Source organism: Undibacterium sp. CCC3.4, assembly GCF_034347425.1.
In the GTDB taxonomy this organism is placed as follows: Bacteria; Pseudomonadota; Gammaproteobacteria; order Burkholderiales; family Burkholderiaceae_D; genus Undibacterium.
Genome location: NZ_CP133779.1, coordinates 2370937 through 2383631, shown reverse-complemented (window position 1 = coordinate 2383631; position 12695 = coordinate 2370937). Strand labels below are relative to the sequence as shown.

Annotated in this window: 11 protein-coding genes; 8 read left to right on the top strand and 3 right to left on the bottom strand. The window is 53.7% G+C overall.

Annotation, left to right across the window (positions count from 1 at the left end):
• The first annotated feature begins 12 nt into the window (after positions 1-12).
• Both RHM61_RS10650 and RHM61_RS10645 read left to right on the top strand, forming a co-directional pair.
• Positions 13-1035 (top strand): CDP-6-deoxy-delta-3,4-glucoseen reductase, encoded by a 1023-nt coding sequence (locus RHM61_RS10650; RefSeq protein WP_322247293.1) that lies wholly within the window; start codon positions 13-15, stop codon positions 1033-1035.
• A gap of 249 nt (positions 1036-1284) precedes the next feature.
• Positions 1285-2475, top strand: coding sequence for an acetylornithine transaminase (locus tag RHM61_RS10645; RefSeq protein ID WP_322247291.1), 1191 nt, complete (start codon positions 1285-1287; stop codon positions 2473-2475).
• A 44-nt stretch (positions 2476-2519) separates the two neighbouring features.
• Here the strand turns inward: RHM61_RS10645 and RHM61_RS10640 are convergent, their stop codons facing one another.
• Together RHM61_RS10640 and RHM61_RS10635 are read right to left on the bottom strand one after the other, a co-directional pair.
• A complete protein-coding gene (locus tag RHM61_RS10640) occupies positions 2520-4298 on the bottom strand; it encodes a glycoside hydrolase family 44 protein (RefSeq protein ID WP_322247289.1) in 1779 nt (592 codons plus the stop codon).
• A 101-nt stretch (positions 4299-4399) separates the two neighbouring features.
• On the bottom strand, positions 4400-5248 hold the full coding sequence (locus RHM61_RS10635) for a DUF2189 domain-containing protein (protein ID WP_322247287.1): 849 nt from the start codon (positions 5246-5248) through the stop codon (positions 4400-4402).
• Positions 5249-5545: 297 nt separating this feature from the next.
• On the opposite strand from RHM61_RS10635, the gene RHM61_RS10630 reads away from it, so the two are divergent.
• From RHM61_RS10630 to RHM61_RS10605, 6 genes are all read left to right on the top strand, one after another.
• Positions 5546-6868 (top strand): ABC transporter permease, encoded by a 1323-nt coding sequence (locus RHM61_RS10630; protein ID WP_322247285.1) that lies wholly within the window; start codon positions 5546-5548, stop codon positions 6866-6868.
• Between the two features lie 41 nt (positions 6869-6909).
• Positions 6910-8127, top strand: coding sequence for an FtsX-like permease family protein (locus tag RHM61_RS10625; RefSeq protein WP_322247283.1), 1218 nt, complete (start codon positions 6910-6912; stop codon positions 8125-8127).
• Positions 8127-9395, top strand: a complete 1269-nt coding sequence (locus tag RHM61_RS10620; protein WP_322247281.1) for an efflux RND transporter periplasmic adaptor subunit — start codon at positions 8127-8129, stop codon at positions 9393-9395. The genes RHM61_RS10625 and RHM61_RS10620 overlap by 1 nt, the downstream gene beginning before the upstream one ends.
• Positions 9396-9409: 14 nt before the next feature.
• Positions 9410-10084 (top strand): ABC transporter ATP-binding protein, encoded by a 675-nt coding sequence (locus RHM61_RS10615; RefSeq protein WP_322247280.1) that lies wholly within the window; start codon positions 9410-9412, stop codon positions 10082-10084.
• A 95-nt stretch (positions 10085-10179) separates the two neighbouring features.
• Entirely contained in the window at positions 10180-10491 is a 312-nt protein-coding gene (locus RHM61_RS10610) for an ORF6N domain-containing protein (protein WP_322247278.1), read from the top strand.
• 148 nt (positions 10492-10639) lie between these two features.
• Complete coding sequence (locus RHM61_RS10605) at positions 10640-11434, top strand: substrate-binding periplasmic protein (protein ID WP_322247276.1); 795 nt, start codon at positions 10640-10642, stop codon at positions 11432-11434.
• 11 nt (positions 11435-11445) lie between these two features.
• On the opposite strand, the gene RHM61_RS10600 is transcribed toward RHM61_RS10605, so the two are convergent.
• Positions 11446-12549, bottom strand: coding sequence for a DUF2855 family protein (locus RHM61_RS10600; protein ID WP_322247274.1), 1104 nt, complete (start codon positions 12547-12549; stop codon positions 11446-11448).
• Positions 12550-12695: the final 146 nt, after the last annotated feature.

Here is a 12695-nt window from a genome sequence, read left to right as displayed (position 1 = left end):
ATTCAGGATTGTATGACTTTTCAAGTAACCGTAACACCCAGTGGTCGTCAATTCAGTTGTGACGACGGCGAAACCGTCTTATCGGCTGCTTTGCGTGCCGGCGTAGGCTTACCGTATGGCTGCAAAAACGGTGCCTGCGGCTCCTGCAAAGGCCAAGTCACGGCTGGCTCGCTGACCCATGGCAAACATCAGGAACGCGCGCTCTCGAGCGAAGAAGCGGCGCAAGGCATGGCGCTGTTTTGCTGCGCCCGTCCGAACAGCGATCTGAGCATTGTCGTGCGCGAAATCGCCGCCAGCAGCGATTACCCGCTCAAAAAAATGCCAGCCCGTATCGCCAAGCTCGAAAAACTCTCGGGCGATGTAATGCTCATGGCCTTGCAATTGCCGGCCAATGAAAGCTTACGCTACCGCCCCGGCCAATACATAGAATTTCTGCTGAAAGATGGCAAACGGCGCAGCTACAGCATCGCCAATGCCCCCCACAGCGAGACCCAACTCACGCTGCATCTGCGTCACATGCCCGGTGGTTTGTTCACCGATCAGGTTTTTTCCACCCTGAAAGAACGCGACATCGTCCGCTTCGAAGGCCCGCAAGGCAGTTTTTTTCTGCGCGAAGACAGCGACAAGCCGATCATTTTACTGGCTTCCGGCACCGGCATGGCACCGATCAAAGCCATCGTCGAACAACTGATACACAGCGGCTCAACACGCGCCATCACGCTCTACTGGGGCGCTCGTCGCCCGAGCGATTTGTATCTCGATGCCCTGTGCCAGCAATGGCCTGCCCTGCTGGCCAACTTCCGCTATGTGCCGGTAGTGTCCGATGCGCGGCCCGAAGACCAATGGAGCGGCCGCAGCGGCTATGTGCATCAAGCCGTGATCGATGACCATCCCGACCTCTCCGGCCATCAAGTCTATGCCTGTGGCGCACCGCTCATGGTACAAGCGGCGCAAACGCAATTGTCCGGCATCTGCCACTTGCCGGCCGAAGAGTTTTATGCCGATGCGTTCACTTCAGAAGCCGATTTGGCTTAAAACACGGTACTGGGAAAATTTATTTTGACGCAGTGCGGAAAAAGTCCTACACTGCGTTTTATGAAAATCTTCTCTGACATGTCTTCACCAAATATCGCGCGACGCCGACTCGCGCTGTGCGAGCCTGGGCCGACATATTAGTGAAACCGCGCCGTCACCGGACGCAAGCTAATCAAGCCACAGGCCTTTTCCTGTGGCTTTTTTCTTATTGATTACCCCGTATGCCCGCTCACCCTCAGGAGTCTTGAAATGGAATTCAGTCAGTACAAAGTTAATTCTCTGATGTACATCACCCCGCGTCCCGAAATCATCTTTACCGAGGGTCAGGGCATGTGGCTGACCGACCACAATGGCAAACGCTATCTCGATTACTTGCAAGGTTGGGCCGTCAATTGTCTCGGCCATAGTCCAGCCGTGATCCACGAAGCGCTGGTAGCGCAATCAAAAAAATTGCTCAACCCTTCGCCGGCATTTTATAACGCACCGATGCTGGAACTGGCTGGCATGCTGACGGCCGCCTCGTGTTTTGATCGTGTATTCTTTACCAACAGCGGTGCCGAAGCCAATGAAGGCGCGATCAAACTGGCCCGCAAGTGGGGGCAATTGCACCGCAACGGCGCGTTTGAAATCATCACCTTCGACCATAGTTTTCATGGTCGCACCCTGGCCACCATGTCGGCCTCCGGCAAACCGGGCTGGGATACGCTGTTTGCGCCGCAAGTCAGTGGTTTTCCGAAAGCCGATCTCAATGACATCGCCTCGGTAGAAAATTTGATCAGCGACAAAACCGTTGCCGTCATGCTCGAACCGATACAAGGTGAAGGCGGTGTGATACCGGCCAGTACAGAATTCATGCAAGCACTACGCGCCTTGACACAAAAACATGGCATTCTGCTCATCGTCGACGAAGTCCAATCAGGTATGGGCCGTACCGGCGAATTGTTCGCCTATCAATTGTCAGATATCGAACCCGATATCATGAGCTTGGCCAAGGGCATAGGCGGCGGCGTGCCACTGGGCGCGCTGCTGTGTCGCGAAGCGGTGGCTTGTTTCGTTCCCGGCGATCAGGGTGGCACCTATAATGGTGCACCGTTGATGACGGCGGTCGGCATCGCCGTGCTCAAAGAAATCAGCAAGCCCGGCTTTCTGCCACAAGTCAAACAAAGCGCCGCGTATTTGAGTGCCGAACTCAATAAATTGTCGGATGAATTTGGACTCGAAGGCGAACGCGGCGCAGGCTTGCTGCGCGCGCTCAAACTCGGCAGCCCGATCGGCGGCGCGATTGTCGAAGCGGCGCGTAATTTGGAACCGGTCGGTCTGTTATTGAATTCACCGCGTCCCGATCTGCTGCGCTTCATGCCCGCCTTAAACGTCACGAACGCAGAAATCGATCAAATGCTGGCGATGCTGCGCGGCGTGCTCAGCGAACTCAAAAAATAAGAAAAACGCGGATTAAATCGCAGCAGGATTTAATCCGCAATTACTCAGGGTTGCAGCACGAAGTGCAGCACCGATTGTGCCGGTAAACTGTAACTGAAACTATTCTTGGCAATCGCCGCGATGCCCTTGCGTGCACTGAGTGCCTGGCTTGAGGCATCGACGCCCCAAGCCTTGACGGTTTTGAAAGCCAGCGGATTTTTAATCTGTATGCTCGCTTTCACAGCCGTACTCAAACGATTGATGGCGATGATATGCAGGGTAGTCGGATCAGTGGCGCTGACGGCCGCATACACGCTGGCATTGGCATTATTGGTCGAAGCTGATTTAACCGAAATTTCCGGAAATACCGATTTATTTCCATCGTAATTGCGGAATAATTTGAAGCCGGCACCGATATACCCTTCCACATCACCAAAGTAACTGGCCATGTACACGCCCTGACGACCGAACGCCCCGAGCGCATCGGCTTGAGCGATAGCCCCGCTGACATCATCCTTGCCACCGAAATCGTATTCGGTCACGGCCAACTTGGTACCGGGGTAAAAATCGGCAATCGCCTGTTTCAATTTCGGCAGCACCTGCAAGCCGCGGCCATCGGTAAACCCGTAACCGCTTTGGGTAATCCAGCTCGGTTCGACATACGCCGCATCCCACAAGCTGCGCGCCGCCTGCACACGGTCGGCCGGCGTTTGCGAAGCTTGCGGATAATAATGGAATGACAGCGTATCGAGCAAGCGGCGACCGGCGGCCGTCGAGGCTTGTTTCATTTTATTCAAATACACATTGGCGAAGGTCATGCCATTGTAACGATAGCGATCGCCCGTGTTATTGCTCAGAAAAGGTTCTACATTGTAGCTGGCCCAATCAGCCGGTTGCCGTGTCTGCGCACCATCCCACACGGCCCACAAACTGAACAGACCAAGATAGCCGCTGACGGCCGGACCATAAGTCTCCGCGCTGCCATCCATGCGTTTCACGGTTGCCGCCAAGGCAGCATTTTTCTGTAACACATCGGCCACCGTCGTCACATTCGGATACAGCAGCGGATGCGTCCCCTCGCCATAAGCCGACGGCCACTGGTGCCACAGATCCGGTTCATTATCGAGCTCATACGCCTTGACGCCTTTAGCACTGCTGGCCGCACCATAATTTTTCAGTAAAAAATTGAGTTCTTCATCAATATACACGGTGGCGTCGCCGATCTGCGGCTGCAAACTCAAGGCCCCGGCACTGGCCGGCTTATCATTGACGATGCTGACCCAGCGGCTCAGATCGATGTTCGAAGCACCGGGTGCGTTTTGCCACAAGGCGGAACCGTTGCAACTGCCGGGTGGATAGAGATTGACTATATCTTTCGGCAATTTGCCGGCGGCCGGTAATTGCAGCAAGGAGTAGGTACCCAACAACAGCGACTGATCTTGAAAGCTCTTGAGCGCAGCCCCCGGTGCGTAATACGCCAAGCCGGCGGTCTGGGACGGATCACCGGCACCGGCCGTGGCACTGACACCGGCATTGGATGAATTGCACCAATCGGCACCGGAATTACTGACGCCATTTTCCCAGTTATAACTGGTCATATTGTTACCGCCAAGACGACGCGAAACCAAATTCAATTCCTGCAAATTGGCCAAGCCACCCTGATTTTGCAAACCGTTACGCCCGCTGCCATCGGCATACGCGTTATAGCCATAAATCAGCGGACTGATGGCTTTGCGTTCAGATTGGGTATCGACGCTTAAGGTGACGCTCTGGGCCAGCGCCAAGGCGCTATGACCGGCACACGCGCACAGCGTCAAGAGATGGAATAATTTCGATGGGTTCATGGGCCGCTCCACAAGACTACGCGCCAGCCACTATTTCCATATGGAAATAATTTGCGCGATGTGGACGTTATAGCGGATTAGTTTCCCTACATCAACATTACTTACACTTCGGTAACATTTGTCACATCTGCTTGCGCGACGGCATGCCCGACCACATCCTTGTAGGCATGCCAAGTGGCATGGCCGATCAACGGCATGAGCACGATGAAACCCAGATTCCAAGTAGCCAGACCGAGCGCGACCGAGGCCACAATCAACAAGGCCCAAACGATGCTAAGCGGCACATTGATGAACAAGGCAACACAACTGATGATCATGGCGGTAATCGCATCGGTATCACGATCGAGCATGAGCGGAATAGAGACCCAACTGATGGCAAACACAATGCTGGCAAAAATAAAGCCTATGCAGGCATACACCAAAATGAATTCGAGATGGTCTAGCGAAAACAGGTGCTGCAAAAAGCCTTGCATGGTCGGCATGCCCTTGTTGTAAAACAAAGCGAAAATGACCAAAGACGCACGCGCCCACACCATCAGCACCACCGCCAGCACCAAGGCCAAGACGCCGATATTGCTCCAACGCCCGCGCATGGAAAACACACTGCCCAGCAAACCGGAGCGCTGATTTTCCAAGCGCCGGCTGATATCGTACAAGCCCAACGCCAACAAAGGCCCGACCAGTAAAAAGCCACAACTGAGCGCCGACACATACTCGGGCGCATGATTGAGCACCAGATTGAGAAACCACCCCATCAAGGCAAAGCAAACGCCATACAGGAAACTGCTGCCACCCGAAGCCAGGCTGTCACGCCAACCCAACCGTAACCACCTGAAGGGCCGCAGCATAGCGACCCGGCGCAATGGTGGAAACACGGTGTCGCTGTCGATCACGGTATGGATATCGGGCGGCGCGCTGTCGGCTTCGCGCGTCTGCAACGGGTTCGCCATTGAATTCTCTCCTCGCCACATTAGAACAAAGAATTTAATACTAAGACAGTCGCGCCGCATTTGGCAATCGCTGCTGCGCGAAAAGCCCGATTACTGATATTGCAGTGCAATCAAGCGAGCCAGCTGGACCAAGCTGCATCCACCCATTTCGTCGCTGTCCTATTTGTGATCGCCTGATTTTCGTATTTTTACGAGACATCTGCGCTCGGTTACAAACTAAAATCATATTCTCCCCTCCGCAGTATCACCCGCGCTATTGAGATCATCCATGCGTGCCAGTTGAACGAGGTCTCGTCAATGTTTGCCTATTATCTGAAGTCAGGAATACGTAAGCTGCGCAGTCAATTGTCACTGACCATACTTCTGACTATCATCTTGGCGCTCGGCATTGCGGCCAGTGTCACCACGCTGACGATCTTACATGCTTTGTCGAGCGACCCGATTCCGCATAAGAGTGCTGACTTGCTCGTACCTGTCATCGACAATGGTCCCTTGGAGAACTATATTCCGGCGGCCCCGCGTTCAGCAGAAGATTCCCCCCACATGAGCTATCTTGACGCGAGCAATTTGTTGCGTTTGAAATTTGCCAAGAACCGCACTGCACTCTATAACATCCGAAGTTTAGTTGAATCACCAAAAGCCGGATCAGGTTTACTCAGCGTTCGTGGCGTGGCAACCACCAGCGCCTATTTTTCCATGTTTGAACTGCCGTTCAAGTATGGCTCTGCGTGGAGTGAGGATGACGATAACAAGGGCGCCAGGCTGATTGTCTTATCGCAAAATACCAGCACACAATTTTTTGGCACAGACAATCCGGTAGGCAAGCGTCTGCGTTTTCAAGAGCAAGACTTCACCATCATCGGCGTGCTCGCAGCTTGGAATCCTTTGCCGCGCTATACCAATCTCTTGAATGGAAAAAGCATGGTCGCCGGCGAGGATGAAATATACCTTCCGTTTCGCACGGCGATCGCCAACAAGTTTGAAAACAGTGGCAATCTATCTTGCTCCGGCTTGGTCGGCCCGGGCTTTCAAGGCGTGCTTGATTCGGAATGCCTGTGGATACAGTTTTGGTTTGAAACCGATTCGACCATACAAAAAATTCTACTGAAGCAGCAATTGGATGCTTACACCGCCGATCAAAAAAAATTCGGCCGCTTCCCGCGTCAAGCACCGAATGCCTTGTTCAATGTCAGAGAATGGATGGAATATCTGCACGTAGTCCCGAATGACAGCAAGCTGGCGACTTGGCTATCCTTGGGGTTTTTAGTCCTTTGTTTGGTCAATGCGAGCGGCTTGTTACTGGCGAAATTTTCTGCGCGCACGCTTGAGATCGGTATTCGTCGGGCGTTAGGTGCGACGCAAGCTGAGATTTTCAAACAGTACTTAACGGAATCCGTCGTACTTGGCTTAGCCGGCGGCACCCTGGGTTTGGCCTTCACTTATTTTTGTTTGTCGCGTATTGCCATGCACAGTGCCGATTTGGCCGTGACCGCTCAGCTCGATTTCACCATGCTGCTGCTCACATTTTTCCTATCCATCGCCGCCAGTGTTGCGGCCGCGCTGCTGCCGACTTGGCGTGCTAGCAAGGTCATGCCTGCCATTCAATTAAAATCACAATAAATTCAGCAGCCATGGATATTCGCCCGATCTTTTCAGCCTTAATGCGGAATAAGACTGCACCGTTCTTGGTGGCGATACAAATTGCCCTGAGCTTGGCAATTCTGTCCAATGCCATGCATGTCGTAAATATACGCCTCCATGATGCCCATCGCCCTAGCGGTTTGGCCGACGAAGCGAATACTTTTTCCATGCGCATCAGCGCTCATCTGCCGCTGAGCCAGGCGGAAAAAATCAGCTACCAAAAAAGAATAGTACAAGTGGCTTCGGCCGTCGCCGGCGTCGTTTCTGCAGCGGAAGTCTCGCAAATGCCGATGTCGCAAGCGGGCTGGAACGTTTCCATCTCTACCGATCGCCATCAAACACAGCCCAGTGCCATCGTCTCGCTGTACCTGTCGCCGGACTCACTGATCAAAAGCTTGGGCTTACAATTAGTTGCTGGCCGCGATTTCACCGACAGCGATGTTATCGAGCAAGATCCGGACGGCGAAAAAATCAAGCCTGATCAAGTGATTGTCACGCAAGCCTTGGCGCAGAATTTATTTCCGGATGCCGAAAGCTATACGGGAAAATCATTCTTTTGGGGCACAGGATCAGGCGCGAAAGAATCGCACATCATCGGTGTCGTCGCGCGCTTGCAAACACCGAGTGCGCCCAGCGCATCGGCAGCCGACTACTCCGTGCTGCTCCCTGTGAGAACGGCAAGCAGCTCACCGATGCTGGTGATCCGCAGCGAACACGGGCAAGTGCAGCGCGTAATCGCCGAAGTGGAAACGGCCCTACGCGCAGCCAGTACATTTCCCGTGCGGATAGACAGCAAGACCTCACTACAAGACCGACAACAACGCTATGGCAAAGAGATGAGCATCATCTCGATATTAGTCGTCGTCAGCGTGTTGCTGCTGATAATCAGCGCCAGCGGCATAGTCGGCGTAAGCAATTTATGGCTCACGCAGCGACGTCAACAAATTGGCATGCGACGCGCACTCGGTGCAAGAAAAGTCGACATCTTACGCTACTTCATTACGGAGAATGTGATGATCAGCACGGCGGGAATCGGCGGCGGCATGCTGTTGGCTATAGGCTTAAATCAGCTGCTGATCAATCAACTGGACATTGCCCCACTACCGCTCAGCTATGTCGCCCTGGGTGCCATCGGCTTGCTACTGCTCGGTGTCCTTGCCGCTGCGATGCCGGCGTGGCGCGCGGCCAGTATTTCGCCGGCAGTGGCGAGTAAAAATACATTCATAAGGGAAAGCTGATGATCAGAGATACTTCATCACAAGATGCCGTACTGATCGTTCCGACCTGGCAACGGCGTAAGTTTCTGATAGGAATCAGTATCGGCGCAATCGTCCTCAGCATCCTTGCCTTCTGCTTGTTCGCGGCTTGGCGTAACAGTGCCCACTCAGTGAGTATGGCGCGGCTGCGGCTGGCGACAGTCAGCCATGGCAACTTGGTGCGCGATGCGAGTGTCAATGGGAAAATCATCGCAGCCGTCAGCCCGACGGTATTTTCCAGCGCCAGCGGCACGGTCACCCTCACCGTCAAGGCTGGCGATACGGTCAAGCAAGGGCAGGTAGTGGCAGCGCTGGAAGCCCCTGATGTGAGCGAAGCCTTGAAGCGCGAACAATCGCATTACGAACAATTGGAAGCCGAAGTCGCGCGACAAAAAATACTCGCAAGTAAACAAAAACTCTTGGCACAACGCGATGCCGATCAAGCCGAGATTGAGCGCATGGCGGCAGAAAATGCCTATCGCCGGATCGAGAAAGCGGGTGGTTTAGGCGTCGTGCCTGAGAATGATTTCGCCAAAGTACAAAACACACTCAAGAGCGCGGAAATCCGTAGCAAACATGCGGCGGCAGCCGCAGAACTCGAGAGCGCGGATGTGCAGTTAGAGCTGAAGTCAAAAATCCAGCAATTGCAGCGACAAAAAGCTACGCTTAACTATGCCAAACGACGCGTCGATGCCTTACACCTGAGGGCACCAATCGACGGACTGATCGGTGTCGTCTCGGTACCGAATCGTAGCATGGTCGCAGCCGACAGCCCGGTGCTGAGTTTAGTCGATTTGTCTCAACTCGAAGTCGAAGTGGCGATTCCGGAAATCTATCTTGCCGATCTTGGTTTAGGGATGCGTGCCGAGATACACATAGCGGATAGAAAAGTTGCTGGCCAATTAGCTTCCATGTCGCCCGAGGTGTCCAATAACCAAGTCTTGGCGAGAATCCGCTTCGACGCTCAGCAACCAAGCGGCCTGCGGCAGAGCCAGCGCGTCAGCGTGCGCTTGCTGATTGAAGAAAAAAATAATGTCATCGTGGTGCAACGGGGACCATTCTTGGAACAGTTCGGTGGAAAGTTTGCCTACGTATTCAATCAAGGAATTGCCGAGAAACGCGCAATTCAAGTCGGTGCCGTCAGTGTCAGTCAAATACAAATCCTCGATGGCGTAACAGTCGGGGAACAAGTGGTGATCGCCGGCGCTGATGCGTTTGACAATGTCAACCGCATTTCCATACACAATTAAAGGTCGGATTATCTATGATACGAATGACACATCTCAGCAAAGTTTATCGCACTCATCAGATAGAAACCTATGCTCTGCGTGACTTTGACATCCATGTTAAAGAGGGCGAATTCCTGACCGTCACCGGCCCTTCCGGTTCCGGCAAAACCAGCTTTTTAAATATCGCCGGTTTGTTGGAAGAATTTTCCAGCGGTGACTATTTTCTCGATGGTGTCAATGTGAAAAACTTATCCGATGACGCGCGCTCGCGCCTGCGTAATGAAAAACTCGGCTTCATCTTTCAAGGTTTTAACCTGATTCCTGATTTGAATTTATTTGATAATGTCGATGTCCCGCTACGCTATCGCGGGCTACCTCGAGCCGAGCGAAAGGAGCGGATAGAAAGTGTATTGAAACAGGTCGGCTTGGCCTCGAGAATGCGCCATTTTCCTGCCGAATTATCGGGTGGTCAACAACAACGGGTGGCGATTGCACGGGCTTTGGCCGGCTCACCGCGCTTGCTGCTGGCCGATGAACCGACCGGTAATCTTGATTCCAAGATGGCGCATGCGGTCATGGAATTATTAGAACAAATCAATAGTCACGGAACCACGATTTTAATGGTCACCCACGACCCGGAGCTGGCACGCAGGACGCAGCGCACGGTTCATATCATTGATGGACAAGTGAGCGAGCCGCTCAGGTACTGAGATATGACGGTTTCCGGGACGCTGGCACGTATGGCGAAACCAGCGGCTAAGATAACAATCACACCGAAGAAACCACCACGCGAACAGGTGAAGGCATGAGCAGTCAAGCCAGCGTCACGCACACAAAGAATTTATCGACTGGAACGATTGCCAAACATATTGTGGTGTTGCGCGATCAAAAGGTGTTACTCGATACCGATTTGGCAGCGCTGTATGGCGTAACGACCAGTAGCCTGGGGCAAGCCGTTAAACGTAATCTGCATCGGTTTCCGGAAGATTTTATGTTTCAGTTGGATGCTGCCGAATGGGAATCTTTGAGATCACAATTTGTGATCTCAAACACAGGGCGCGGTGGTCGGCGTTATGCGCCGTATGCGTTTACCGAACAGGAACTGGTAGCGGTTTAAGCTCAAATCTTACCAACTATCTTGACAGATACCGAATCCACGATTCGCAGCGCCGCGACACGTATCACAATGAGCGTTATAATCATCAAAATACCATTCCGTTCCGCACCAAGCTGAGTTTTTTCGTAGAAAAATTATCGGTCTAAGCATGCTGCCACTTCACTGCTCTTTTTTCGTCCGCTATGCATGTGCGCTCCTGCTGGCGCTGGGTGCGGGTGCGGCTGCGCCGGCGTTGGCCGCCACGCCGCTGCTGCTGGCCGAGACGCGTGACGAAAACGGTGCGCTGGCACCGATACGTCCGGAAAACCGCAAAATCATCGCTTATTTCGAACGTGCCCTGCATCTGCAGTTTGAGATCCGCCGCTATCCGCTGCCGCGCGTGATAGAAAATGTCAAAGCTGGTGAGGGCTTGGGTTTTGGGATGTCAAAAACCAGCGAACGGCTCAAGGTCTTGGCTTATTCAGAAGCGGTAATGAGCGACTATATCTGGTTGGTGGTGCGTGACGACGCCAACTGGGATTACACCAGCTTGAATGATTTGAAGGGGAAATCGGTCGGCATTGTGCGCGGCATACGCTTCGGCGATGAAATCGACAGTCAAAGAAATCGGCTGTTCAAGGTCGAAGAAGATCAGCCGCAAACCAGTTCGCGGCTGAAAAAACTGCTGTCCGGTCGCATGGATGTCTTACTGTTCAATTCGCGCCTGCAGAATGCGAAGGACCTGGAAAACGAGCTCAATGGCTATTTGCAGGATAAAAATATTCGCAGCGATGCGCAGGCAAAATACCATATCCGGGTGCTGAGCAAACCCTTCTTGGCCGATGAAATTCATTTCGTGACCAGTTTACAGGGCGATACCAGTCTACTCGAGCAAATCAATGCCGCCATCATCAAAGGGCGCAAATCAGGCGAACTGCCGGCATTGATCAAGCTCGAGCACTGAGCAGCACAGGCTCAGTTCAAGCTCAGCACATGGCCCTCGTCGGCACTGACCTGACCGGCCAACATCCGTTCCACCAACGACACCACGGCCGCCGCACCGCGCCCGTGCTGCACGCGCAACCACGGCTGGTCGGCGTGCAGTACCGGTTGCATGAAACGCTGCCAAGCATCGGCAACACGTGCCTGCAAGCCGGCCGGCCCCCAATCGGCCAGCCGCAGCTTGATCTGTGCCGGCGCGAAAAACAATACCGGCCGCGCGCCAGGCAAATGCTGCGCGCCACCCAACTCATCCCAGTGAGTGCCACCGACAGCGCAACTGTAGCGCATCTGATCTTGATATTTTTCATGCAGGGCGGCGCGCAGTGAGGCGTTGCCGGCCATATCGACATACGCGACTGCATGTCCGGCATCGAGCGCCGCCAGATCCTCGTAGCAGTGCACCTCGTGGTAGACGCCGAGACTTTCGACGAAGGCGCGATTGGCCGCCGAAGTCAAACCGATCAGACGCACGCTTTGACGTTGCGCCAGTAAGAATGCCAGCCCATAGGCGGTCTTGCTGGACGCGCTGGAGATCAGTATATCGGTAGCGCCGAAATATTGTTGTTGATCGAGAAAATCATCAATCATGAAGGAAGTGATGAACAGCGGTCGCAACAACATTTGCTCGGCTTCGCTGGCGGCCGTATAGGCCGGGTCGGCATCAGTCAACAGATATTGATTGTACAGGCCATGCATTTCCTGACGATGCGGCGCGGTATCGCTGAAGCCGCCGGCGTGAAAACGCCCCGGTGTCACGCACAAGTGCGTGGCCATCGGGTAGTAACCATAGTAGCGCTGTCCGACTGCGATACCGTCAACGGTAGACAACACCACGTCGGCAAAACCCCAAACCGGGATATTGCCCCAGCCGCTGACGGTTGGAAAAAAATTCCAGTACTTCATTGCCGTACCAAACGCCGCATAGGTGACATTGTTTGCGGTAAATGCAAAATGATCGATTTTCAGCAGCACTTGACCACTCACCAGCGTGGCCGCCGTCGGAATCGTCAGGGGTATGACCTTGGAAACGTGGAGCTGGGCGCGGTCAACAATAAATTCGCAAGACTGATGGTTCATGGTGCTTCCCTCGGTATGTGAGCGGACCAGTATCACACAAACCACCACAACTGCAAAGCCACCGTCTACGCCACGCCACCTGCCGTTGACGGCAGGCGGCGGCGTTTGGTCGCATTCGCCTCGCCGCGGCCAATCGGAAAATTTAT

What these genes read in the sequence shown, in the direction of transcription:
- RHM61_RS10650 (WP_322247293.1), top strand. Translation starts at nt 13, where the DNA reads ATGACTTTTCAAGTAACCGTAACACCCAGTGGTCGTCAATTCAGTTGT.
- RHM61_RS10645 (WP_322247291.1), top strand. Translation starts at nt 1,285, where the DNA reads ATGGAATTCAGTCAGTACAAAGTTAATTCTCTGATGTACATCACCCCG.
- RHM61_RS10640 (WP_322247289.1), bottom strand. Translation starts at nt 4,298, where the DNA reads ATGAACCCATCGAAATTATTCCATCTCTTGACGCTGTGCGCGTGTGCC.
- RHM61_RS10635 (WP_322247287.1), bottom strand. Translation starts at nt 5,248, where the DNA reads ATGGCGAACCCGTTGCAGACGCGCGAAGCCGACAGCGCGCCGCCCGAT.
- RHM61_RS10630 (WP_322247285.1), top strand. Translation starts at nt 5,546, where the DNA reads ATGTTTGCCTATTATCTGAAGTCAGGAATACGTAAGCTGCGCAGTCAA.
- RHM61_RS10625 (WP_322247283.1), top strand. Translation starts at nt 6,910, where the DNA reads ATGCGGAATAAGACTGCACCGTTCTTGGTGGCGATACAAATTGCCCTG.
- RHM61_RS10620 (WP_322247281.1), top strand. Translation starts at nt 8,127, where the DNA reads ATGATCAGAGATACTTCATCACAAGATGCCGTACTGATCGTTCCGACC.
- RHM61_RS10615 (WP_322247280.1), top strand. Translation starts at nt 9,410, where the DNA reads ATGATACGAATGACACATCTCAGCAAAGTTTATCGCACTCATCAGATA.
- RHM61_RS10610 (WP_322247278.1), top strand. Translation starts at nt 10,180, where the DNA reads ATGAGCAGTCAAGCCAGCGTCACGCACACAAAGAATTTATCGACTGGA.
- RHM61_RS10605 (WP_322247276.1), top strand. Translation starts at nt 10,640, where the DNA reads ATGCTGCCACTTCACTGCTCTTTTTTCGTCCGCTATGCATGTGCGCTC.
- RHM61_RS10600 (WP_322247274.1), bottom strand. Translation starts at nt 12,549, where the DNA reads ATGAACCATCAGTCTTGCGAATTTATTGTTGACCGCGCCCAGCTCCAC.